12 protein-coding genes and 1 pseudogene are annotated in these 25970 nt (G+C 64.8%); 3 read left to right on the top strand and 10 right to left on the bottom strand.

The window, feature by feature from the left end:
- Positions 1–60: 60 nt before the first annotated feature.
- Entirely contained in the window at positions 61–942 is an 882-nt protein-coding gene (locus tag CCUG20998_RS00520) for a haloalkane dehalogenase (RefSeq protein WP_036457138.1), read from the bottom strand.
- Between the two features lie 348 nt (positions 943–1290).
- Between CCUG20998_RS00520 and CCUG20998_RS00515 the strand changes: the two genes are divergently transcribed.
- Entirely contained in the window at positions 1291–2265 is a 975-nt protein-coding gene (locus CCUG20998_RS00515; protein ID WP_036456855.1) for a PE family protein, read from the top strand.
- Positions 2266–2301: 36 nt separating this feature from the next.
- Here CCUG20998_RS00515 and CCUG20998_RS00510 read toward each other — a convergent pair whose 3' ends face one another.
- From CCUG20998_RS00510 to CCUG20998_RS00495, 4 genes are all read right to left on the bottom strand, one after another.
- A complete protein-coding gene (locus CCUG20998_RS00510; RefSeq protein WP_036457136.1) occupies positions 2302–3741 on the bottom strand; it encodes an FAD-binding oxidoreductase in 1440 nt (479 codons plus the stop codon).
- 159 nt (positions 3742–3900) lie between these two features.
- Positions 3901–4986, bottom strand: a complete 1086-nt coding sequence (locus tag CCUG20998_RS00505) for an LOG family protein (RefSeq protein WP_020731259.1) — start codon at positions 4984–4986, stop codon at positions 3901–3903.
- A gap of 114 nt (positions 4987–5100) precedes the next feature.
- Positions 5101–5706 carry a TetR/AcrR family transcriptional regulator gene (locus CCUG20998_RS00500; protein ID WP_020731258.1) on the bottom strand — a complete coding sequence of 202 codons (606 nt, stop codon included), beginning with the start codon at positions 5704–5706 and terminating at the stop codon, positions 5101–5103.
- A 142-nt stretch (positions 5707–5848) separates the two neighbouring features.
- A complete protein-coding gene (locus tag CCUG20998_RS00495; RefSeq protein WP_015353949.1) occupies positions 5849–6862 on the bottom strand; it encodes a glycoside hydrolase family 6 protein in 1014 nt (337 codons plus the stop codon).
- 260 nt (positions 6863–7122) lie between these two features.
- On the opposite strand from CCUG20998_RS00495, the gene CCUG20998_RS00490 reads away from it, so the two are divergent.
- Complete coding sequence (locus CCUG20998_RS00490) at positions 7123–8154, top strand: fused (3R)-hydroxyacyl-ACP dehydratase subunits HadA/HadB (protein WP_036451725.1); 1032 nt, start codon at positions 7123–7125, stop codon at positions 8152–8154.
- A gap of 241 nt (positions 8155–8395) precedes the next feature.
- Entirely contained in the window at positions 8396–8623 is a 228-nt protein-coding gene (locus tag CCUG20998_RS00485) for a 2TM domain-containing protein (protein WP_321572221.1), read from the top strand.
- Positions 8624–8728: 105 nt separating this feature from the next.
- Here CCUG20998_RS00485 and CCUG20998_RS00480 read toward each other — a convergent pair whose 3' ends face one another.
- From CCUG20998_RS00480 to CCUG20998_RS00460, 5 genes and pseudogenes are all read right to left on the bottom strand, one after another.
- Positions 8729–10111, bottom strand: coding sequence for a phenylacetate--CoA ligase family protein (locus CCUG20998_RS00480; RefSeq protein ID WP_231389807.1), 1383 nt, complete (start codon positions 10109–10111; stop codon positions 8729–8731).
- A 63-nt stretch (positions 10112–10174) separates the two neighbouring features.
- Positions 10175–10894 (bottom strand): hypothetical protein, encoded by a 720-nt coding sequence (locus tag CCUG20998_RS00475; protein ID WP_020731255.1) that lies wholly within the window; start codon positions 10892–10894, stop codon positions 10175–10177.
- A gap of 389 nt (positions 10895–11283) precedes the next feature.
- The gene (locus CCUG20998_RS00470) at positions 11284–17826 is read right to left on the bottom strand and encodes a type I polyketide synthase (protein WP_240642870.1); all 6543 of its coding nucleotides are present in this window, start codon (positions 17824–17826) and stop codon (positions 11284–11286) included.
- A gap of 29 nt (positions 17827–17855) precedes the next feature.
- Positions 17856–25189: pseudogene (locus CCUG20998_RS00465) on the bottom strand (SDR family NAD(P)-dependent oxidoreductase).
- Positions 25190–25339: 150 nt separating this feature from the next.
- Positions 25340–25939 (bottom strand): chorismate--pyruvate lyase family protein, encoded by a 600-nt coding sequence (locus CCUG20998_RS00460; RefSeq protein ID WP_020731250.1) that lies wholly within the window; start codon positions 25937–25939, stop codon positions 25340–25342.
- Between the last annotated feature and the right edge of the window lie 31 nt (positions 25940–25970).

The raw sequence follows: 25970 nt of genomic DNA, 5'->3' as shown, positions 1-25970 counted from the left end.
GAGACAGAAAGCGATCACTCCCGAATCTCTGGAAACGAGACATCGCGACATGTTGCGCGTTCAGCCGAGACTCGACAGCCAGTCAGCGATCGCCTGGCCGATCTCATGCGGGCTGTCCTCTTGGATGAAGTGGCTACCGGGCACCGTCACCTCGGTCAGGTTGGTCCAACTTCGGCAGAACTCGCGTTGCGGTCCGGTGAGAATGGCACCGGGCTCGGCGTTGATAAACAGCTTTGGGAAATCCGCGGTGGGCAGCCACTGGGCGTAGTCGGAAGCGATCTGATGCACGTCGGCAGGCTCACCCTCGATTGGTATCTCACGCGGCCAGCTCAGCGTCGGCCGGCGGTGTCGCGGCTCGACGAACGGGCGCCGGTACTCGTCGTGTTCGGCGGGGGTGAGACCGCGCAGGATGGAACCGGGCAGGACCGCCTCCACAAACAGGTTCTTGTCAATGACCATCTGTTCACCCGCATCCGAGCGGAACCCCCGAAAGATTCCCGCTGCGGACTCGGGCCACTCCGCCCAAGTCACCGGCCGCACAATGGCCTCCATGAAAGCGATGCCGCCGATCCGCTCGCGGTGGCGATTGGCCCAGTCGAATCCGAGGGCCGAGCCCCAGTCGTGGATCACCAAAACGACATCATCGCCGAGGTCGAGCTGGTCAAGAAGGCCGTCGAGGTAATGCCGATGCTCAACGAAGCGGTAACTGCCCGGTCCGGTGTCATCGAGCTTGTCCGAGTCACCCTGCCCGATGAGATCGGGAGCGATACAGCGCGCGCGATCGGACACATGCGGAATGATGTTGCGCCACAAATACGATGAGGTCGGATTGCCGTGCAGGAACACAACCGTACGGCCCTCACCGCTTTCGTGGTACGCCATTTGCTTGCCATCAACGGCCAGGCGGCGTTTGGTGAGTGGAGTGGGATCGATCTCGGTCATCGGAGCCTCCAAGTGGGTCGGCGAGAATGCCTGGACTCGAGCGTAGTAGCCGGGCAGGCCGTATCGGCAGTCGATCGGTGGCGCCCCAGCCGGCACTGGGCTCAAGTCCCTTCTCCCACAACGCGGCTAACCCCACGGTTCGGGCCTTCAACATTGCCCGTACCCGGCATGCTGTCAGAGCCACTCCCAAATGAATGGTGATTGAACGGCGTTGCCGGAAAACGCGCGGGACCAAATTGCCCAATCAGTCAAAAATCAGTTTTCCCACCCGGCGAGCTGAGGTGCCGTTACGCTCATTTTCGCCCTTATCGTCGGGCACCCACGGTAATGCGTCGATGGGAGAAGGAAATGTCCTTTGTACTCGCGACACCGGAGCTGATGACGACGGCGGCCCAAGACTTGGCGGCTATTCGTTCCACGTTGGGAGAGGCAAGCGCGACCGCTGCCGCCCCCACAACAGCATTAGCGGCCGCGGCCGAAGATGAGATATCGACCGGGATCGCGGCGTTGTTCGGTGCCTTCGGCTCCGACTACCAAGCGATCAGCGCCCAGGCGCAGGCTTTTCACGAGCAGCTGATCGATCTATTGACCGCAAGCGGTGGTGCCTACCTCAGCGCCGAGACCGCAGCTACCGCCACCGTCACAACCGGCGGTTTCCCGAGCCTGGTCGCCAACACCACCGCCAATCTGCAGACCATTGCAGACACCTGGACCAACCAAACGGTGCCCATCCTGACACACGCCGTCACCGGGTATCCGCAGCTGATTTCCACCTCACTGGCCAGCGGCAACGTGCTGCCGCTGCTGGCGATACCGGCAAACCTCGCACAGGGCTCCGCCACCCTGTATCAAGCGTTCAGCAGCCCGGTCTCGCTGTCGTTGACGTCGCTGACTCCGTCGGGCATATCGCTCGGGGTCGGGCTCGGACTACCGCAGCTTCTGGCCCTCAACGCTTTGGGCGCCCCCGTCAATGCGGGCCTGGCCGCCGGAGCAAGCGGCACAGCAATTTTCGGTGCGCTACAGGCCGGCGACACGATGGGTGCAATCAGCACGCTCGCCGACACCCCCGCCAATATCGCCAACGGATTCCTCAACGGCAGCCAGACGCTATCGATGCAGCTGTCGCTTCCCGGGCTGTCCGTGGCCGCTGACATTCCGTTCTCCGGCCTGCTCAGTCCCCTACAGCCACTCTCCCTGACGGCGACGACACCGGTGCTACCCCTGCTGAATTCACTCACCATCACCGGCCCACCGGTCGGCGGCCTCGTCCCGAGCCTGGTGCAGTATGTGCCGGAACTGCTCGCGACGTCGCTAGGCCCCTAGCCATCGGGCAGCCCGGGATTGCCGGCCACTTGGCCGCTAGAGATTCAGTCCGGAGAACATCACCCGGCCGGGATCGTACTTCTGCCGAACGGCGCTCAGCCGGGACAGGTTCGGACCGAAGTAGCGCGACGCCGGCTGGTTTGCCTCCAGATAGTTCACGTAGCCACCAGCCGAATACGGTTGCACGGCTTGGTGTGCCGTGTTGAGCCAGCCGCTCGCCGCGGCCGGGGAGCCCGGGGTTTCGACATACCACTGCACCAGCGCGGACTGCCGGCGCCACGGAAAGGCCGTGGCCCCCGGCGCCACAGTGGCCAGGGCACCGTCGAGTGCGTGCATGATCGCCAACGCGCGGCCCGCACCGCGCGGGAAGGCGTCGATCGCCGAGGCGATCCCTTTTGCCGCACCCGCGTTGACGGTGGGCAGCACGTCGGACCCGCCAACGTAGCCAAGCGGTGCGGGGTTGAGGTTCCCGACGGCCAAGTACCGCACCAGATCCAAGTAGTTGAATGTGTGGTGGTCGGTACCGATCGGTTGCACCCCGACGGCGGAGGTGATGGCCGAAGCCACGCTGCCACCTGACCCCACCGGACAGGTGGCAAGAATCCGGCAATGCGTGCCCATCGGGTCGACGGTGGCGTCCGCCAGGGCCCAGTTGTTTCGATCGGCGGTGCGCAGCCATTGTTGCCAACCCAGCAGAACCTGCGCGAAGGACTCGGGCGGGAAGTCGAGGTTCACCACGTCGAGGTCTTTGGTGGCGAATGTGGCAAAGGTCAGCGAGGTCGTGACGCCGAAGTTGCCGCCACCGCCGCCGCGCAAGGCCCAGAACAGATCCGGGTTGCTCGCGGCGGACGCGGTGACCGCCTGGCCGCTGGGCAGCACCACCGCCGCCGAGGTCAACGCGTCGCAAAGCAGGCCCGCGTGCCGGGAATGAGCGCCCAGGCCTCCGCCCAACGCGTGCCCGGCGGCGCCGACGCTGGGGCAGGTGCCCGTCGGGATGCCTCGCCCCGCCCCGGCCAACACCTGGTGCATCTCATACAGACTGGTCGACGGTGTCACGGTGACCTGCCCGGTGGCGGCGTCGTAGTTGATGTCGCCGGGAAGCTGTCGCAGGTCGAGGACCATGGCACCGTTGGCGGTGGACGCGCCGATGTAGGAGTGTCCGCCACTGCGCGGGGCGACCTTGAGGTTGTGGGCGGTCGCGAAGGCCATCGCCTTCTGCACGTCTGCCGCCGATGTCGGGGTCACGACCGCCGCGGGCGTGAAATCGTTGTAGTTCGTGTTGAAAACCTGTTTGGCCGTTGCGAACTGGGGTCCATCGTCGGGTCGTAGAACCTTCCCGCCGAGGGCTGAAGAAAGCCCCTCCCAGCCGGAGGGATTCGGCTCGGCGGCGGCGCGGACCGAACCAAACACCGCACCGGCGGCCAACGCACCGGCGGCACCACGCAAAAACGCCTGGCGCGAGATCTCACGCGCCAATGTCAGGCCCCCGCCGCGTGCGGGCCGGCCAATTGCCTCATGCCCGCATTGTTCAGGCAGCACCACCAGGGCACCGAACGACCTGTCGCGTCACGACCGAAACGTGCTCGAACCGTTACCCCGCCCGACTAGTTGAGCGCGGGCACTGGCGCCAAGAACCTAGCGCGCCCCCAGCACACTCGTGGCCGCCTCAGCGGATCCGGCGGCGGCCGCCAGGATCGGCCCAAATCCCTCGGCTTGCATCCGATGGATCATCTTGGTGGTCGACGGGCGATGCTCCAGCAGGGCGTTGACCGCCTCCTCGGCGGTATCGACCACCCGAATCAACCGGCCGAATTCCTCGGGCGTCAGCTTCGCATTACCCACGAATAGGCCTTCAAGAACCGGCAGCACCGGTAGTTTTTCGGTCCAGAATTCCCTGCCGTAGAAGATCATCGGAGAAAATTCCTGGCCGGATCTCGGGTAATAGTTTTGGGCGGCGTTCTGGAAAACCTCCTGCAGTGTTCCCGATGCGCCGGGGGTATATATGATCCCGTTAGCGGCCAGCGAGAGCAGCATGTCTTCGCGGAGGCTGTTCTGGAAATACTTCGCCACATGGGTCGCCAGCGGTGTCAGCGGTTCGCAGCCGTAGTGCCAGGTGGGAACGGCCAGACTGCGCCCTCCGGGATCGGTGAATGTCTGGGCAATCTCGAAGGCGGGTTTGGCCCAACTGTGCAACTGGCGCACGATCGCGGTGTCGACCTCACCGGTCTGCGAGACCACCGACGTGGTGTCGGGCAACGTCGGCCGCGACCTCAGGTGCTGCACCGCATCTGCCACGTCCTGATCCGAGGCGGTCGCCAGCAGCGCACCTAGGTGGGTGGCTTCCATCGTGCCGGGTCCACCGCCACTGGCGACCAGACATCCACCTTGGGTCAGGGTCCGCGCAACGTGCACGACATCTAGGTATCTTGCGGCGCTACGCGGCACGTCATGGCCGCCCATGATCGCCACCGTGGGCACGTCGACGCTGGTGAAGAACTTCGATATTGCGCGCATGATCGAGTGATCGTGCAATGCCTGCATCATCCCGGCGTAGGGGTCATTCGGGCACGCCCCGCCATTGGCGGTGAAGTAACGATAGGTCTGAAAGTCCAACGTTTCGGCGGCGCTGAGTGGCCGTTCCGGATCGAAGCCGCCCATCAGCTCTAGGGACGTGTACAACGAATTTCGCAGCGGCTGAAATGGAATATCCATATTCGGCATGCCCACTCCCGGATAGTGAAGAAGGACTGACGCGTCACGGTACTACTCGGGCTGCGGACTCGTCACGTTTCGCCGAACTCCATAAATTCGCCAGCCTCCGGTCTCACCGCACCATTAGCGACTTGCGTCCCATTCGGCGCGTTTGGCGCGGACGCCATCGACAACGGTGCCTAGTGCCACGGCCACACGGGCTCGGTCATTGCTAGCAAGCAGGTCGAATTGCAGGCCGCGCAACTGGGCGATGAGCAGCGTGGCGAAATTCTCGGCCTCCTCGCTGGGGCATCCGGCCTGCACAGCGTGCTGACGGATCGTTTCGATCCAGTCGGTGACGATGCGGTCGAGGAACCCGCGGTACTCGTCTGGGTGGCGCACGGCCTGCGCGTAGGCCTCGAAAAGCAGTTGAGACCGCCGCTGCGCTCCCGGCTCGTTCCAACGCCGCCACAGCGCCTCGACATCATCGGCGCCGAGCTGCTCCGGAATCACGATCCGAGTGCCGATCGCGCCAAGAATTTCGACCAGCAGCTGGTCCTTGGTGCCGAAGTGGTGGCGCAGCGTCACATGCGATACGCCGACCGCGGCGGCCAGCGTGCGAAACGACAGGCCGGTGATCCCGTGTTCGAGCACATGGGCCATGACCGCGTCGAAGATTTCGCCGCGCCGGTGCTGATAGCGCAGCTGACGGCCGTCGGCACGCCGCTCGGTGCCGCTGGTGGAGATCATCGCACTCGCCCCCCTATCCCGCCCTCACAGAGGAATAGCCATACCGCTTGGTAGACCTAATCCGGAAAGATAGACCTACCATATGGTAGAGCCAGGCGGCAACGGGACCGGCCGGCCCGGCATGGGCCGGTACGTGAGACCGCTACTGGCCCGCGTTGTGGGCCAGGTCGATGGCGTACTGGCTGACGAAGTGACCCGCCTGAGGCTCACCGCGGCCGCACGACCCGTCGGACTCACCCGGCCGCTTGATCCACAAGTACGCGTCGGCATGCGCGCCGGCGGTGGCGGTGGTGGGCGCCACGCCCAGGGCGCGGCCGTCAGGGTTGCACCAGTTGAGCGGGGACTCCGGGGCCGGGCCGACACCATTTCGGCCCGTGTCGATCACGTAGTGCGAACCGTTCGTCATCCCCGATATCGCCTCGCCATAGCCGATTTCCTCATCGGTGGTGTAGAAGTTCGAGATGTTGAGGCTGAAACCCCGCGCGTGGCCCACATCGACCTGGTTGAGCCGGGCGGCCATCTCCTCGGCGCTCACCCAGCGCGAATGCCCGCCATCGACGTAGACGGCAGCGGCCGGATCACGGGTCAGCGTGTTGACGGCGTAGCGCACCAAGTCGAAGCGTTCCTGGCGCTGGTCGGCCGAAAGGCAGTCGGCCATGGCCAGCGCATCGGGTTCGACGATGATCGCCGCGGGCGCCGAGCCCAGGCCCGACGAGATGGCGTCGATCCATGCGCGGTAGTCGGCACCCGTCGCGAATCCACCCGATGCGTAGCTTCCGCAGTCACGATGCGGAATCCCGTAGAGCGTCAGAATCGGCATGGCGCCGGCGGCCTGCGCGGCACCAGTCTGCCTGGCAACCGTGCCGCCGACGGTGGAGGCCGGGAACGCTTGGTCGAGCCAGTAGGACTGCGGAGTGTTGGCGATGGCGTTCAGCTCAGGACTCGGCGGGTTGGCGTTGCGCGCCGCGACCATTGCGGCCGAGCCGGGATCGACGTAGAAGGGCTGCCCGGCCAGCGGGTTTGCCCCGTCGACCAGGGTCATCGGCGGGGCCGGAACGACCGGCGCCGGGGCGGCAAAAAACGCCAGGTATGCGGCGGCCGAAACGGCCAGGAAGGGAGCGATCCGGCGTGCGAGTGCACCAAAAGCTGAGGACATCACCCCAGCAAAATAGTGCCACAATTCGACAAACGCCAATTAGGGACCGTAGCGCGGACGGAACAGAAATTCTCGATGGCGCCGCCGGGGTGGACCACATGGACGGCGTGGCGGGCTGATCAGGCCGGTCATCGGCACACCCCCGCCGCCGGCCACAGCAGCCAGGCAAACCCCATCGGTGTCTATTAACGCGGCCTTGGCGCGTTACTGTGCTCTGGTCGGCCACACCGAACAAGCCGATAGAAAAGTTGAGCAAATTCATGACCGCAGCAGCAGAAGCGTCGGCGATGGAATCGCGGGTCGGCCACTACTACCGGCTGGACGAAACCTACCGAGTCGGCCGCGAGAAAGTGCGCGAATATGCCCGCGCCGTGCAGGACTACCACCCTGCGCACTGGGATATGGCCGCCGCCGAAAAGCTGGGCTACTCCGGTCTGGTGACGCCGCTGACCTTCACGTCGATACCGGCCATGGCCGCCAATCGCTACCTGTTCGAGTCGGTGGTCGTCGGCTACGACACCTACATGCAGACCGAAGAAGTCTTCGAGCAGCACCGCCCGATCGTGGCCGATGACGAACTGCACGTGGATGTCGAACTGTCCTCGGTACGCAGGATCGCCGGCCGAGACCTCATCACCGTGACCAACACCTTCACCGACACCGCCGGCGAACGGGTGCACACCTTGCACACCACCGTCGTCGGCATCACCGCCGAGGATGTCGATCCGGCGATCAAGTCGGCCGTGCAGAACACGATCATGCACGACGTGAACATCCTCGAGATCGCCGCAGCCGATGCCGCATATCAGAAGACGGTGCGCCCCGAGGGCGAGATTCGCATCGCCGACGGTGGCACGACCCGCACACCGGGTACGCCGTCCTTCGATGACGTGCAGGTGGGCGACGAGCTGCCGGTCCGCCACGCGCGACTGTCCCGCGGCGACCTGGTCAACTACTCCGGCGTCGCCGGCGACGCCAACCCGATCCACTGGGACGAAAACATCGCCAAGCTGGCGGGGCTGCCCGATGTGATCGCCCACGGGATGCTGACCATGGGATTGGGTGCCGGATTCCTCTCCGCATGGTCGGGGGACCCGGGCGCGGTTACCCGCTATGCGGTGCGGCTGTCCCAGCCCGCCATCGTGTCCGCCGCCGAAGGCGCGGACATCGAATACAGCGGCCGGATCAAGTCGCTGGACCCGGCGACCCGCACCGGCGTCGTCATCGTCGCCGCAAAGTCCGGTGGCCGCAAGATCTTCGGCCTCGCGACTCTGAACGTTCGCTTCAGCTGACCGCGGCCCCGGTGGGCCCCACGCGGTAGGGCATCTGGACCACTCACCCGGGCAAGCGTTTTCGGGCCACAGCCGACCAGCCGGTGCGCGCGCCGGCTACGTCACTGACGGCAAAGGGGCCCCGACCTCGAGCAAGGCACTACGTTTCCGTCGAGCCTGCCCGTATGCTCGAGGACATTGGAGATTGCCGGCTCGAACGAGGCGATATGACCGATGAACAGCGACGCCAGGCGCAGCCCGAATCCATGCGAAGCGCAGTTTCTGGTGGCACCTGGGCGCTTACATCCTCGGCAACGCGGCGCTGGTCGCGATCTGGTTTTTTACCTCCGGCGGGTACTTCTGGCCGATATGGCCCGCGCTGGGCTGGGGGATCGGCCTCGTCTTTCACGGCCTCGGCGTATTCCTGGGCATGCGACCGATAGCCGAAGAGCAGATTCAGCGGGAAATCGACCGGGGCCATCTGTCGTGACAAAGCGGCGCTAGCCCTGTTGACCCAGCGTCGCCGTTGCCTTCACCTGCCGGGCATGACCGCAAACATGTTGCGTTCGAAAAGAACTCGCGATGGTGGTGACGATCAGTGCGCTGACCATACCTGGCGGAACTTGCCGCTGCGCGGGTCGACGGCGGGCGGTTCGACCGCGTGTTCCACCGCAACAGGTGCGGTTTGCTGCGCGGCGAAAAACGCGTGCAACCGCTCGTCGACCGCACGCCACACCTGGCCCGGGTCCGTGCCGGGTGACATCTCCAGCCGCACCGTCAAGGCCCGTGGACCGGTGCGGATGGCCTGGCACCGGTGCACACCCGGGGTTTCTTCGATTACGGTCACCAGGGCCAGCGGCAACACCGTGATCGCGGTCCCATCGGGCGCCTCGAATGAGAGCAGATCGGCGGCGCGCCCTTCTACCGTGATGGCCGGTAGCCGATTGCCGCACGCGCACGGGGTGCCGGTCGGTTTCACCCGGTCACCCAGGTCATAGCGGATGAGCGGCTGCACCCGATTGGCCAGGTTGGTGACCAAAACGGTGTGGGAGACAGCCCCCGCTGCCGCGGGTTGGTAGTTCTCATCGACCGGCTCGAATAGATACCAGTCGGTGTTGACATGCAATGACCCGTAACGACATTCCATCGACAAGCCGGGGAATTCGGCTGAGGCATAACGATTTTGGATCGGGCAGCCGAACGCCGACTCGATGTCGGCGCGCAGCGCGGGCGTCAGCTGCTCGCCTGCGGCGATCGCCAGCAGGGGCTCAATCGCTACCCGAGCGCGTTGTTCGCCGGCCAGCAGCGCCAACGCGCTCGGGTAGCCCTCCACGATCGTTGGCTCAAACTCGTTGATTTCCCGCACCAGATCCGGCACCGGTCGCAGCACCGAGAAGACCCGTGCGCGGCTGGCCAGAAAGGCGCTGCGGCGTCGCGCAGCGGCCAACGCGGCCGAGGCACCGATGTGCCCGTCGGCAACGAACAGCGCCGCAGCACGCAGACCGCGCCGCAGCACCCCCGACAGCAGCTCTCGTCGAGCGATGAACCGCGATTCGCCCCGGCGGCCCACGAACTGGAACACCGCCCACGACGCGTCATCGTGAATCAGGATGGCCGGCTCTCCGCTCGTTCCCGATGTCGTCGCGACGTGGTAACGGTCCAGATAGCGGGCCCCCAGCAGCGAGTGGTCGGACAAGAAGTCGCGCCGCAGGGACTCGATGGTGATGTCCGGGTCGGTCACCCAGTCGTCGAAATGCGCCATGAGGTCGCGCTTGGACACGACAGGCAGTGACGCCAGCGGGACCTGCCCCGAAGGAATGTCCCGGTACAGGCGGCGATAGTACGGGGACGCCGTTCGCGCATGCCGGACCAGCATCTGCAATCGGGCCCGTTGGCGCCGCGAGATCGCCGCGCCGTCACCGCGCCGGAAACGCCAGGCCTCCCAGGCAATCAGCGTGGTGCACTCCCCCACCGCCATCACCTACGGGCTCGCCAGGCGGACACCATGGCTTAGCGGGGGTGTGCCGGTGCGCCGGTCGACTCACTCATCGACGCCAGCTTGGTCCGTGGTGCGCTTGGCGCGCACCGCCGGCCGCGTCGACCGCCGCCGTGGAATGCGATCGGTGATGCCGCTGAGCGAGTTGACCATCTTGTTGAGGGTGACGACAGCGGACTCGAGGGTGTCGGTGGTGGGCGTCAACTTGTCCACGGCGGGCGCGAGCTGGCTCAGGATTTCGGCGGCTTCGGTGAATTGCTCGAGCGGCCCGTTTTTGACCAGCAGCTTGTCGATGACGCCGTCCTCGGCGAACATCCGCTCGATAATGCCGTCCTCGGCGAACATCCGCTCCAGCGGCCCGTCCTCAGCGAGCAGCCGATCAGCGAGCCCCCCGGGCGCCAGGATCCGCTCTAGCGAGGAACTGTCTGCAGCTGATACCCGATCGAGTAAACCCCCGGGTGCGGTCAACAGGTCAACAATCCCACCCGGACGCATCAGCTTGTCCGCCGCCCCGCCCCGGACCAGAGCGCGCCCCATCGCCCTGTCGTTTTCGGTCAACTCGGCAACTCGGTTGGCGCCCACGATTGCGCCGCGCAGCGGAAATAGGTCGGTGATCGGGTCTACCGTCTTCGGGCTTTCCTCACCCAAGGATTGCTTCACAGCCCCGAGCGCGACGGCCGCAACGCTGAGTCCGGCGTCGGCCACCGCGACGCCGGCCCGGATAGGTGCTGTCGCTGCGCCGACGATGGCCTTGCTGATGTTCACGCGGCAAGTGTATGGCTCGGCGGCGCTTCGTGGGCCTGGCTCCATCCCATCAAAACGCTGCGCCGCACGATCATGCTGCCCCGTATCCCATTTTTTTGAAGGCATCGCCCCCAACGCAAACATGTATTTCAAGTCGGGGTTGCACCCCGATGACGTTGACCACAGCGAAAACTTGGAAACGTGGCGGGGAAATATTTGGGTCGACTGGCCTATTGCCCGAGCGCCGGTGGCTGACAACTGTGACCCGCTGAGTTTGAGCGCGCTAAGCCGGTCGGTGCTCGGCTGGGACCTTGACGAACGCGCCGTATCGAGCCACGCCCTATCCGGCTGCGACAGCTGACCGCGAGCGCACTTCGGACCCAGTTGTTGCATCGCATCGGGCCCGAGGGCTAACCGCCGCTATCTATGCGATTGCCTCCGGAGGGCTCGGCGAGCGCCATCGCTACCAATTCTTCGGGGCTTAACGAGTTGATCATGCCTTCGAGTTCCTGCTGCTTGGTTCCCACGTTGTCCACCCGGTCCACCCGGAGATTTCGATCGGGGTCTTTCCGCAGGCGTAGCAGTTTGTCCAGCAGGCCGGCATCTCGCAGATCGGCAACCGAGATCGCACTGAGGATGGACCGCAGCTTTTCGTCCTCAGAATCGGCGGGCGCCATGGCGTTGTGAGATTCGTGCTGATGGGTGGCGCACAGTTGTTGGCCGAGGTGTTGGGCGAGCGCGCTCGGGGCTCGGTGATCGAAGATCAAAGTGGGCGGCAAAGTCAGCCCGGTAACGGTTTTGAGCCTGTTGCGAAGCTCGATAGCTGTCAGCGAGTCGAACCCGAGGTCGCTGAAGGTAGCGTTTGGGTCGATGTCGGCGGCATTGAGCCGGCCCAGCACCATCACCGCTTGGGTACACACAACTTCGGTCAGCAGGTCGTGCTGCTCATCCGGGGTCATCATGTTCAAGCGGTTGACGAGCGCCAATTCCGTTGGTGTGCCGTCGTTATCGACGTTGCGCCGCATGGGCCGAGTAATCAAGTCGCTAAACAGGGTCGGCAAGTCGGCATTGAGCGCCGGGTTTTCCAACGCTCTGCGATCGAGACGGGCGGCCAGTACTGTGGGTTGATCCACAATCAGCGCGGCGTCGAATAGATCGAGCGCCTGCTGGGCGGATATCGCCGCGAACCCGCCGCGACTGAGCCGACTCACATCGCTGCCGCGCAGATGTTTGGTCATGCCGCTCGCCTGCTCCCATAACCCCCACCCCAACGACACGCCCGCCAACCCGTGTGCGCGCCGGTCTGTGACGAGCGCATCCAAAAACGCGTTGGCCGCGGCGTAATTCCCCTGACCGGGAGCCCCAACCACCCCCGCAATCGAGGAGCACAACACGAACATCGACAGCCCGAGACCACGAGTCGCGTGGTGTAGATTCCACGCCCCGTCGACCTTGGCCCGCAGCACCGAATCGACTCGATCCGGTGTCATCGAGGTGATTACCGCATCATCGAGCACCCCGGCCGCATGAATGACCCCAGTTAGCGCCGGATACTCCCGGCCCCAGCCGGCTATCAATTTCTCCACCGCACTCTGATCGGCCACGTCGCAAGCGGCCACCAGCACGCGGGCGCCAGCTTCGCAGAGCTCATCCACCAGCTCGGCCACACCCGCGCCCTGTTCGCCCATGCGGCTGACCAGCACCAGATTCCTCACGCCGTAGGCACTGACCAAATGGCGAGCCAACACCGAGCCGACCAGCCCGGTGCCGCCAGTGATCAATACCGTGCCTGCCGCCAGCGCATCGCGCAGTTCCGTTGGTGCGGAGAGGACCACTTTGCCGATATGACGGGCCTGACTGACGAACTGATAGGCCTGCGGAGCGCACCGCACATCCCAGGTCTTGACCGGCAGCCGATGCAGCTTCCCGGCCGCAAACAGCGTCATCAATTCGGCCAGCATCTGCCCAAGGCGTTGCGGCGCAACCTCGTTAGCCAGGTCGAATGCCCGATAGCTGACGCCAGGATGTTCTTGAGCAACCTCCTGGGCGTCACGGATATCGGTCTTACCCATCTCGATGAAGCGCCCCCCGTCGGCCAGCAACCGCAGCGAGGCATCGGTGAACTCTCCCGCAAGCGCGTTCAGCACAACATCGATTCCACGGCCGCCGGTGGCCGCCGAGAACTTCTCCTCAAACTCCAACGTGCGGGAGTCCGCGATTTGATCATCGTCAAAACCCATTGCGCGCAATGTGTCCCACTTGCCGCGGCTGGCAGTCACAAAGACCCGCGCCCCCCATAGCCGCGCCAGTTGAATCGCTGCCATGCCCACCCCGCCGGTGGCCGCATGGACCAACACCGACTCTCCACGACGAAGCCCCGCCAGATCCGACAACCCGTAAAAGGCCGTCAGGAACACGATCGGCACGCTGGCCGCCTCGGCAAACGACCACCCTGCCGGTATCGGAACCAACAGCCGCTGATCAACCACACACTCCGAACGGCCGCTCATCAGTCCCAGGACGCGATCACCGGGTTCCAGCCCGCTGACTCCCGGGCCGACCTCGACCACCACCCCGGCGCCCTCGCCGCCGAGGGTGGGCTTGTTGCCGGGATACAGCCCCAACACCACCAGCACGTCCCGGAAGTTGACCCCAAGCGCAGCCAATGCGACCCGCACCTGGCCCACCGCCAGTGGTTCATCCGACCGCGGGCACGGCTCCAACACGACGTCATCAAAGGTGCCCCCGCCGGTGGCGGCCAGCTGCCACCCTTGGCCCGCGTCCGGTGTGCGCAGCGCCGCCCTGCCTCGGGCAAGCCGGGCGGCGTACACATCACCCGCGCGCACCACCAACTGCGGTTCCCCTACGCCGATGACCGTGGGCAGGGCCATCGATGTGTCGGTGTCGATCAGCACAATGCGACCCGGGTGTTCGGTCTGGGCCGACCGCACCAACCCCCACACCGCGGCCCCGGCCAGGTCAGTGATGGCTTCGCCGGCGAGCCCCATCGCCCCCCGCGTACACACCACCAACACGGCGGGCAGGTCGTCAGCCAACCAGCGCTGCAGTACCTCTAGGACTCGGTGGGTGGCCGCATACACCGTGTTCACCACCGACTCCGCGCCGCCGGACTCCCACTGCCACACAACCGCAACGTCCCCGTCAAGGTCCCGCGCAGCGGCACAACGCCCGGCAAGGAAGTCATCCCAGGAGACCACCCGGCGTTCGCCTTCGCGCTGAACGCTGTCGCGCTCGAACGTGATCGGCGTCCACACCACATTCAACAGCTCCCGGCCGGTGCCATCGCCTCCCGCTGACATCGCGGCCCGTAGCTGCGCGGCGCCAACCGGGCGGGTAGTTAGCGAACCCACCGATAGGACCGGAAGACCCGCACCATCGGCCAACTCCACCGATACCGCGCTCGGTCCAGCCGGCGCGATGCAAACTCGCAGCCGCGAAGCGCCCGAGCCGTGCAATGACAAGTGCTGCCAGGAAAATGGCAGCACCGTCGCCTCGCCGTCGCCACCCACGCACAGCCATGCGTGCAATGCCGCATCCAGCAGTGCTGGGTGGATCCCGACGTCGGTCAGGTCCAGGCCCTCGTCGTTGGGCAGGCCGACTTCGGCGAAGACGTCGCGGCCGCGCCGCCAGACCGCGCGCAGTCCCTGAAAGGCGGGGCCATACCCATAGCCTCGTCGCGCCAGCCGTTCATAGAGGCCACCGATATCGACCGCCTCTGCACCGGCCGGGGGCCAGGTCGACAGCTCGGCCGAGGCGGCCGGGGCCGGCTGCACCGCTGCGGGTGCCACACTGCCTTGCGCATGCAACACCCAATGCTGATCGGGTTGGTCCGCGCGGGAGTACATCGACACCAACCGTTGCCCCGACTGCCCGGCACTAGCCACCACCACCTGCACCTGTACCGCGGTGCCGGCATTGAGTACCAACGGCGTCGCCAGCGTCAACTCCTCGACCACACCGCATCCGACTTCATCACCGGCGCGAATGGCCAGTTCCACGAATCCGGTGCCGGGGAACAGCACCGCGCCGCCGACCAGGTGATCGGCCAGCCAGGGCTGACGCGCCAACGACAACCGTCCGGTCAGCACCACGGCACCGGTATCGGGCTGCTCAACGACCGCACCCAACAACGCATGCCCAGCCGCTACCAGCCCCGCCTCGCCCACATCGGCAGCGCTGGCCGAGCCGTCCAGCCAAAACCGCCGCCGCGCGAACGCATACGTCGGCAACTCCACCTGCCGACCACCCGAGCCCGCAAACACCGCCGACCAATCCACCCCCACCCCGGCCAGCCACGCCTGGCTTAGCGACATCCAAAACCGCTCTACGCCGCCTTCATTGCGGCCCAATGTCGGAATCACGATCACCCCAGCGGAATCGGGCCGCCCGATCCCCTCGGCCAGCGATTCTTCGATACCGCCCAGCAACACCGGATGGGGACTGGCCTCAACGAAGGTCCGGCACCCTTGCTCGTGGCAGTAACGCACCGCTCGATCGAAGCGCACCGTCTGCCGAATGTTGCGATACCAGTAGTCGGCGTCCAACGAAGCGCCATCCACCGACGCACCGGTCACCGTCGAGACAAATTCGATGTCTGACGAACGCGGCCGCACCCCGGCCAGGGCTGCCACCAGGCTAGAACCGATCGATTCCACTTGCGCGGAATGCGACGCATAGTCCACCTCGACACGGCGCGCCCTCATGCCCGCGGCCTCGCAACGCCCCGTCAATCCGCGCAAGGCTTCGGCTTCGCCGGAAACCACTACCGCCGCAACACCATTAACCGCAGCCAAGCTCAGCCGATCTCCGTAGTCGGCCAGCAACTCGCGCACCCGCTCGACACCGCATGCGATAGCAACCATGCCGCCGGTGCCAGCCAGATCTACCAGCGCCCGACTACGCAAGGCCACCACGGCCGCGCCATCACGCAGCGACAAAGCCCCGGCCACACACGCCGCAGCAATCTCACCCTGCGAGTGCCCAATCACCGCGTCGGGAACCACGCCCACCGAGCGCCATAACTGGGCCAAGGACACCATCATCGCCCACAAGACGGGCTGCACCACATCCACCCGATCCAGCGTCGGCGCCCCCGCGACGCCGTTGACCACATCGAGCAACGACCAATCCACGAACTCGCCCAACGCCTCTGCGCACAAGCGCATGTGCTCCGCGAACACCGGCGATGCCGCTAACAATTCGCGGCCCATTCCCGGCCATTGCGAGCCTTGGCCGGGAAATACCATGACGGTCTTGCCTACCGTGGCGGCTCGGCCGTTGAGTACTGTTGGGCCGGGCTGCCCGGCGGCCAGTTCGGTCAATCCCGATATCAGCTGCGGACGGTCCTCGCCCAGGACGACGGCCCGATACTCAAACGCCGTGCGCCGTGCCAAGCTGAAGCCCACATCGAGCCGATCGAGGCCTTCATCGGCTTGCACGGCAGCGAGTAGCCGCTTTGCCTGCGCGGCTACCGCGGCCTCCGACTTGCCCGAAACCACCCACGGCAGCGAATCCGGGGACACATCAACGGCTTCGGCCACCACCTCAGGGCAAACCTGTTCCACGATCACATGCGCATTGGTGCCGCTGATCCCAAATGACGACACCCCCGCCCGACGCGGCCGGCCATCCACCGCCGGCCAGGGCCGCGGCTGGGTCAACAACGACACCGCCCCCGAGGACCAATCCACATGCGGGGAAGGCACATCCACATGCAATGTCGCCGGCATCAGCTCATGGCGCATCGCCTGCACCATCTTGATCACCCCAGCGATTCCCGCCGCGGCCTGAGTATGGCCCATATTCGACTTGATCGAACCCAGCCACAACGGCTGATCGGCCGGGCGAGCCTGCCCGTAAGTCGCTAAAAGCGCCTGCGCCTCAATAGGATCACCCAACGTGGTGCCCGTCCCGTGGCCCTCCACCACATCCACATCCGCAGCGGTCAACCCCGCGTTAGCCAACGCCGCCTCGATCACCCGCTGCTGCGCAGGCCCATTGGGTGCGGTCAACCCATTAGAAGCACCATCCTGATTCACCGCCGATCCCGCGATTACCCCTAACACCGCAAGGCCCCGCCGCCGCGCCTCCGACAACCGCATCAGCACCACCACCCCAGCACCCTCAGAGAACCCCGTCCCATCCGCAGCCCCCGCGAACGCCTTACACCTCCCATCAGCCGCCAATCCCCGCTGCCGAGAAAACCCCACAAACGTTGCCGGTGTGGCCATCACCGTCACCCCACCCGCCAACGCCACATCACACTCCCCCGACCGCAACGACGCCGCCGCCAAATGCAACGCCACCAACGACGACGAACACGCCGTATCCACCGACACCGCCGGACCTTCTAGCCCCAACAAATACGCAACCCGCCCCGAAGCCACACTCGCCGCCGCCGACGTCAACCCATAACCCTCCAAATCCCCAGACACCCGCCCCGCCCCATAATCAGAACTCATCAACCCGGTAAACACCCCAGTCACCGAACCCCGCAACGACACCGGATCAATCCCCGCGTCCTCCAACGCCTCCCAAGAACACTCCAACAACAACCGCTGCTGGGGATCCATCGCCAACGCCTCACTAGGCCCAATCCCAAAAAACCCCGCATCAAACCGATCAGCACCATCCAAAAACCCACCCAACCGGCAATACGTCTTACCCAACGCATCAGGATCCGGATCAAAAACCCCCTCCACATCCCAACCCCGATCAACCGGAAACCCCGAAATCACATCCCGACCCCCCACCACCACATCCCACAAACCCCCCGCCGACTCCACCCCACCCGGATACCGACACCCCACACCCACAATCGCCACCCGCACATCCGCGCGCTCCTCGTGTTCCCGCAGCTGTGCTCGTGTCTGGTTCAGCTCGACCGCAACCCTTTTCAACGCCTCGAATAGGTTGTTGTGCTCCGGGTCCATGCATTCAGGGTTCATGGTCTTTGCTCCTTTCATGATTCGATGGATCCCGCGTCGATTAGCTGGAGGATCTCGCTCGGGCTCGTCGCGTCTTTGATTCGGTCATCCAGCGGGCGTCCACTCTCGGCAGGGGCCAGCAGTCTGGTGAGGAATTTGCGCAATTGTGCGGCCACACGTTGCTTATCGCCGTCCTCGATTGCCAGCAGTGTTTGTTGAAGTGTCTTGAGTTGACTTTCGATCTGTGCGCTGCCGGTTGTGCCGGTACCGATGAGCTGTTGGGCGAGGTGCCTGGCCAGCGTGACCGGGGTGGGGTAGTCGAAAATGAGAGTGGGCGACAAGCTCAGGCCGCTAGCGGCTTTGAGCCGGTTGCGTAGCTCCACGGCGGTGAGTGAATCCAGGCCCAGATCCTGGAATGTGCATTCGGGGTCGATGTCTTGACCACTGGGTCGTCCCAGCACCACTGCCGCTTGATTTCTCACGGTCTCCACCAGCAGCTGGTGTTGTTGGTCGGGGCTCAACGCCTGCAGCCGTTGAGTCAGCCCCGACTCGTGGGTGGTGGCGTCCTTGTTGATCACGCGCCGGGTCGGTCGAGGCAGCAGCGAGTGAAACAGCATTGGTAGCTCGGCGCTGACAGCCGGGCTGGCCAGCGCGTTGCGGTCCAGGCACGCGGCGACCACCGTGGAGCGATCCAGCAACACAGCGGCGTCAAGTAGTTCCACTGCCTGACCAATACTCATCGGCGCCAGGCCACTACGACGTATGCGGGCCAGATCACGCTCACCTAAGTGGCCAGTCATCGCGCTGGTTTGTTCCCATAGACCCCATTGCACGGAGAGGCCGGCCAAGCCCGTAGCGCGCCGGTGGGCCGCAAGCGCGTCCAAAAACGTGTTCGCCGCTGCGTAGTTGCCTTGTCCGGGAGAACCCATCACGCCGGCGATCGAGGAACACAACACAAACATCGACAGCCCCAGACCACGGCTGAGCTGATGCAGGTGCCACGCGCCGTCGACCTTGGCCCGCAGTACCGGATTCATCCGGTCGGGAGTCAGCGAGGCGATCACCGTGTCGTCGAGAACACCAGCGGCGTGAATCACCCCGGTCAAAGGCGGACACCGTCGCCTTACCTGCTCCATCATCTGGGCGACCGCGTCACGATCAGCCACATCGCAGGCGAGCACCAGTACTTCAGCACCGGCCGCGGAGAGCTCGCTCACCAGCTCGGCCACCCCTGGGGCCTGCTCACCCTGGCGACTCGCCAATACGACATGGCGTACCCCACCAGCACCGACCACATGCCGCGCTAGCACGCCGCCAGCCATCCCCGTACCTCCGGTGATCAACACCGTTCCGGCCGGATCCAGCACCGACGCCAGTTCGGCCGGACCATCCGATGTGGGGTAATCCCCATCAGGGGCGGACAGCGCCGGTGGGATGGGGGCCAACCGGGCGCCGTACACAGCATCACCACTGACCAGTAGTTGCGGTTCGCCGCGGCCGGCCAGGTTCGCCAAGTCCATCAACACTTCGGGATCTGTTGGTGCCGAATCGGTATCGATCAGCACAATTCGCCCGGGGTGTTCGGATTGCGCTGAACGCACCAATCCCCACACCGCCGCGGCAGCCAGATCGTTGACACCCTCATCGGTGAGTGCCACGCCACCATGGGTCACTATCACCAGGGTCCCTGGCCGGTCCCCACTTAGCCATGATTGCAGGACGGCAAGAGCAGCATGCGTAGCGGCGTACGCCGACCGCACTACATCATCATCAGCGGCGCAACAGCTTTCCCAGATCACCACGGTGCCAGCGCCGTGCGCGTCATCATCGCGGTAGTCATCCCACAGCATCACTGGGAGGTCACCGCGGCCACCAATGGTGCGGTCGTTGAGCGCTATTGGTGACCACGCCACTTCCAAGAGCTTGTGATCGGGTGCACCAGCTGCCGCGGCTATCGCCGCGTTGAGCTGGTTGGCGGTGACGGGACGGGTGACCAGCGAATCCACTGACAACACCGGTAGCCCCGCGGCATCGGCGAGCTCCACTGAGACCGCAGCCCCATCGCCGCCGTCGAGCGCGGCGATGCGGGCCCGCAACCCAGCGGCACCAGCGGCGTGCAACGAGACGCCTCGCCAGCTGAACGGCAGCCGCATCTCGGCGACGTCGGCGCCAGCGGCAGCCATCGTGGCATGCAAGACGGCATCGAGCAGTGCTGGGTGGATCCCGACGTCGGTCAGGTCCAGGCCCTCGTCGTTGGGCAGGCCGACTTCGGCGAAGACGTCGCGGCCGCGCCGCCAGACCGCGCGCAGTCCCTGAAAGGCGGGGCCATACCCATAGCCTCGTCGCGCCAGCCGTTCATAGAGGCCACCGATATCGACCGCCTCTGCACCGGCCGGGGGCCAGGTCGACAGCTCGGCCGAGGCGGCCGGGGCCGGCTGCACCGCTGCGGGTGCCACACTGCCTTGCGCATGCAACACCCAATGCTGATCGGGTTGGTCCGCGCGGGAGTACATCGACACCAACCGTTGCCCCGACTGCCCGGCACTAGCCACCGCCACCTGCACCTGTACCGCGGTGCCGGCATTGAGTACCAACGGCGTCGCCAGCGTCAACTCCTCGACCACACCGCATCCGACTTCATCACCGGCGCGAATGGCCAGTTCCACGAATCCGGTGCCGGGGAACAGCACCGCGCCGCCGACCAGGTGATCGGCCAGCCAGGGCTGACGCGCCAACGACAACCGTCCGGTCAGCACCACGGCACCGGTATCGGGCTGCTCAACGACCGCACCCAACAACGCATGCCCAGCCGCTACCAGCCCCGCCTCGCCCACATCGGCAGCGCTGGCCGAGCCGTCCAGCCAAAACCGCCGCCGCGCGAACGCATACGTCGGCAACTCCACCTGCCGACCACCCGAGCCCGCAAACACCGCCGACCAATCCACCCCCACCCCGGTGCTAAACAGTTGCCCGACCGCGCTGATCAGTGAGTTCGCTTCCGGTCGGTCTTTGCCCAGTACCGGCACCGTGACCGCCTCCGGCGACCGCAGCGATTGCGCAATGGCCGAGCTCAGTCCTCCGCCGGGCCCTACCTCGATAAAGTGCGATGCTCCTAGTTCTTCCAGATTGCGCACGCTGTCCGCGAAGCGGACTGGCCGGCGTACATGCTCCACCCAGTACTGCGCCGAACCATAGTCTGGGCCGGCAAGCTCGCCAGTGAGGTTCGACACCAAGGCAATCCGCGGTGGGTGCGCCGTGATGTCGCCAGCGGCCAGCGCGAAGTCGGCAAGCATCGGCTCCATCAGCGGGGAGTGAAATGCATGCGAGACCGCTAGTCGATGCACCCGTCGACCACGATCGATCAGTTCCTCGGCAAGCACGCCTACCGCTGCCCGCTCACCAGAAATCACTACCGCATCGGGGGCATTGATCGCCGCGATGCCCACTGCCGCACCCAACAAGGGCGACACCTCATGCTCGCTAGCGGCTATCGCGAACATCGCCCCGCCCTCGGGAAGAGCCTGCATCAACCGCCCCCGCGCGGCCACCAGCTTCGCCGCGTCATCCAGCGTCAACACCCCGGCCACATGCGCGGCCGACAGCTCCCCAACCGAATGGCCCATCACAACATCAGGACTCACACCCCAGTCGCGCAACAAGGCAAACAGCGCAACCTCTACCGCGAACAGTGACGGCTGAGCAAATTCCGTTGACTCCAAAAGGTGCTCGTCGCCTCCCCAGAGAACGTCCCGCAACGGCAACCGCAGATACCGATCCAACTGCTCAACCACGGCATCAAACGCCTGGGCAAAAACCGGGAACTGGCCATGCAGCTGCTGGCCCATCCCCAACCGCTGTGAGCCTTGGCCGGGAAATACCATGACGGTCTTGCCTACCGTGGCGGCTCGGCCGTTGAGTACTGTTGGGCCGGGCTGCCCGGCGGCCAGTTCGGTCAATCCCGATATCAGCTGCGGACGGTCCTCGCCCAGGACGACGGCCCGATACTCAAACGCCGTGCGCCGTGCCAAGCTGAAGCCCACATCGAGCCGATCGAGGCCTTCATCGGCTTGCACGGCAGCGAGTAGCCGCTTTGCCTGCGCGGCTACCGCGGCCTCCGACTTGCCCGAAACCACCCACGGCAGCGAATCCGGGGACACATCAACGGCTTCGGCCACCACCTCAGGGCAAACCTGTTCCACGATCACATGCGCATTGGTGCCGCTGATCCCAAATGACGACACCCCCGCCCGACGCGGCCGGCCATCCACCGCCGGCCAGGGCCGCGGCTGGGTCAACAACGACACCGCCCCCGAGGACCAATCCACATGCGGGGAAGGCACATCCACATGCAATGTCGCCGGCATCAGCTCATGGCGCATCGCCTGCACCATCTTGATCACCCCAGCGATTCCCGCCGCGGCCTGAGTATGGCCCATATTCGACTTGATCGAACCCAGCCACAACGGCTGATCGGCCGGGCGAGCCTGCCCGTAAGTCGCTAAAAGCGCCTGCGCCTCAATAGGATCACCCAACGTGGTGCCCGTCCCGTGGCCCTCCACCACATCCACATCCGCAGCGGTCAACCCCGCGTTAGCCAACGCCGCCTCGATCACCCGCTGCTGCGCAGGCCCATTGGGTGCGGTCAACCCATTAGAAGCACCATCCTGATTCACCGCCGATCCCGCGATTACCCCTAACACCGCAAGGCCCCGCCGCCGCGCCTCCGACAACCGCATCAGCACCACCACCCCAGCACCCTCAGAGAACCCCGTCCCATCCGCAGCCCCCGCGAACGCCTTACACCTCCCATCAGCCGCCAATCCCCGCTGCCGAGAAAACCCCACAAACGTTGCCGGTGTGGCCATCACCGTCACCCCACCCGCCAACGCCACATCACACTCCCCCGACCGCAACGACGCCGCCGCCAAATGCAACGCCACCAACGACGACGAACACGCCGTATCCACCGACACCGCCGGACCTTCTAGCCCCAACAAATACGCAACCCGCCCCGAAGCCACACTCGCCGCCGCCGACGTCAACCCATAACCCTCCAAATCCCCAGACACCCGCCCCGCCCCATAATCAGAACTCATCAACCCGGTAAACACCCCAGTCACCGAACCCCGCAACGACACCGGATCAATCCCCGCGTCCTCCAACGCCTCCCAAGAACACTCCAACAACAACCGCTGCTGGGGATCCATCGCCAACGCCTCACTAGGCCCAATCCCAAAAAACCCCGCATCAAACCGATCAGCACCATCCAAAAACCCACCCAACCGGCAATACGTCTTACCCAACGCATCAGGATCCGGATCAAAAACCCCCTCCACATCCCAACCCCGATCAACCGGAAACCCCGAAATCACATCCCGACCCCCCACCACCACATCCCACAAACCCCCGCCGACTCCACCCCACCCGGATACCGACACCCCACACCCACAATCGCCACCGGCGCCCCACCAGCCACCGAAGGACCCGGCTTCCCCCGGCCACCCGATCCAGCTAGCTCGGTCTCCAAATGCGCTGCCAGCCGAGAAATCGAGCCATAGTCCCACCCGACCGTCTCCGGTAGCCGCAACCCGGTCACCGCCGCCAACCGATTACGCAACTCAACCGTCATGCGCGAGTCAAAACCCAGCTCGGCGAAGGCGACGTCGCGGTCTATTCGCTCAGCGGCGGGGTCTCCCAGGATCTGGGCCACCTCTGCGCTGACTGTGTCGGCGATCAGGCGGTGACCTTCTTGCTGTAGAACTGCCAGGCGCTCGTCAAGTGTTACCGGGCCGACTCTGGGGCCAACCTTGTAGTTGGTTTGCGTGTGGGGATCGCGCTGCCCATCCGAGTCGGACGTCCCCACCGTGCACCGGCGCTCCCAAACTGGCTGCGCCGCAGGCTGCGTGCGGAGTTGGCCACGCTGTAGTTTTCCGGACGCGGTTCGGGGGAGCCGCTCTGCGATCTCGAATCGATGCGGTACCTTGTGCGGCGACAGGCTGCCAAGCAGCCGCCGATGAAGTTCTTTGATCGCCGATTCACCAAGCGACGCGCCACTTTCGGGCACCAGAAACGCTTGAAGCGCTGATTCGCCGGTGGGTTCCCGTACGGCAACGACCGCCGTCTCGGCCACCAAGTGGTCTTCGAGAATGAGCTGTTCAATCTCGCGCGGATTGATGTTGATGCCGCCGACGATTTCTATGTCGTCCGCGCGGCACCGGTAAGTTACCCATCCGTGGGCGTCGACGCACACCCTGTCCCGCGTGTCGAGCCAGCTATCGCTGATCGACGGAGGCTGGGTAGGTCGATTCCAATAGCCGGCGGTCAGCGACGGTCCGCGGACCCAAAGGTCTCCCTCAACCCCGGGTGCGGCGATCGTGCCATCCGGTGCCACCACACGTATCTCGTAGGGGGACAGAACCTTTCCTAGAGTCCCGAGGCGCCATTCATCGACCGTGCTCGAGATGAACGTTTGCCCAACCTCGGTGGAGCCTATTCCATCGAGGAGGGGGATACCGCCAAAGAACTTCATCAGTCGCTGGGCCAGGCCGAGCTCAAGTGCCTCGCCTGCGGAGACCACACAGCGCAACGACCGGAACGCATCGGCAGCGCAGGTGTCGGCAACTCTCGCAAGAAAGGTTGGCACGCCATACAGAACCGATGGCGAGAACCTCTCGCTGAGGTTGGCCGCCGACTCGGCGCCTAGCGGCGAACGACTGATCACCGCAGAACTGCCGGTGGCCAGTGGAAACCACACCGAGTTGCCTAGACCATAGGCGAAATACATGCGCGCGATGCTTAGCCCGACGTCGTCGGGGGTGAGCCGTAATGCATTGCGACACATGGCGTCGATGAATGCCCACACGTCGCCGTGCCGATGCAGCGCTGCCTTGGGGGCGCCGGTGGTACCGGACGTATAGGTGCCGTAGGCAAGGGCATCGCCGGTCAACGGCTCGTAGGCCGCCGGTTTGGCCTGGTTGGCTTGCGCCCACAGCTCCCCCGGATCCACGATGCCGGACCGCGCAAACCTGTCGCGCAGAGCATCAGTGGTCACCACAAGTGCCGGCTGCGTGTCCTGCTCCTGGAATGTATGGTCGTCGGGGCGCAGCTCCGGATTCGAAATGAACGCCACAATCCCCCGAGCCAGACAGGCCAGCAGTAACTGCACCAAATCGGTTGAGTCCGGGAGGCACAGCAGGACACGGTCGCCAGTGCGCAGACCCCGGGAACCAAACACGTTGCCGAGGCGCGCAGCACCCTCATGGATTTGGGCGTGGGTCACAATGTTCGGCGCGTAGTATGCCGGCGATGCCGACCATTCTGACGCCAATGCTTGGTTGGCAAGCAGCCACGCTAGATTGTTATTTCGCATGCCGAATGACCCCGTCCTGACTCGCCACTATGAACACATTCGTTTCCCCGCATGGCGCAGGGATGCAGGCCCTTGCCTTAAGGCAGACCTACACGTAGAGAAAGTTGGAACTTCCTACAGTCGGGTTGGTGCCGATGCCGCCGCTTCAAGTCACTGTTTGGGCCTTGGTGCCGTTATGGGTCGAATGTCCTTGTTGATCGCGATGTCGTTGTTGAGACAGCAGATGAATATCTCCGGAAGGAAATGCTCCGTGATGACTATCGCCGGTTGACCCGAGATGATGATCGTGTATCGGCGGGCGAGGGCTTGATGCTGTGAGATTCCGTATTCCGGAGCCACGATCCACTCCGGCAACTCGCCGATCCAGACTTCCGGCGCTTCCTTGAAGAACTCAATGCGACTCGCCACCAGCAACTCGCCAATCGGACGGTCCGTGTTCATCAGGCTTTCTATGAGCTCGGGCGGGACTCGATCGACGACGATCGAAGTCTCTGCGGCTACGAATGAGCTCCCAGAATGCCTGCCCTTGAGCACTACATTGCGCAGCAGAGTTCGGCCTTTGGGCAACTGTGCGGGGTCCGGCGGAGTCGGCGCGTCGGGCAGAATCTCCTGATCGATGTTCTCGATGACGATTTCATCGGCGGTGACGATATTGAGAATCCTGGTGAGAGTGCCATTTGTCGTGACCAGTATTCGGAGGTCTCGGTTCAGTCCTTGTATCTCTTCATCCGACAAATAGCGGCGGTTCATTGGTCGTGCCTCCAGTCTCAGGGCGAGTCGG

Origin of the sequence: Mycobacterium marinum, from assembly GCF_003391395.1 — a bacterium.
GTDB classification, from domain to species: Bacteria; Actinomycetota; Actinomycetes; order Mycobacteriales; family Mycobacteriaceae; genus Mycobacterium; species Mycobacterium marinum.
Note: the sequence above shows the minus strand (reverse complement) of the source record. Positions and strands in the feature narration are given on the sequence as shown.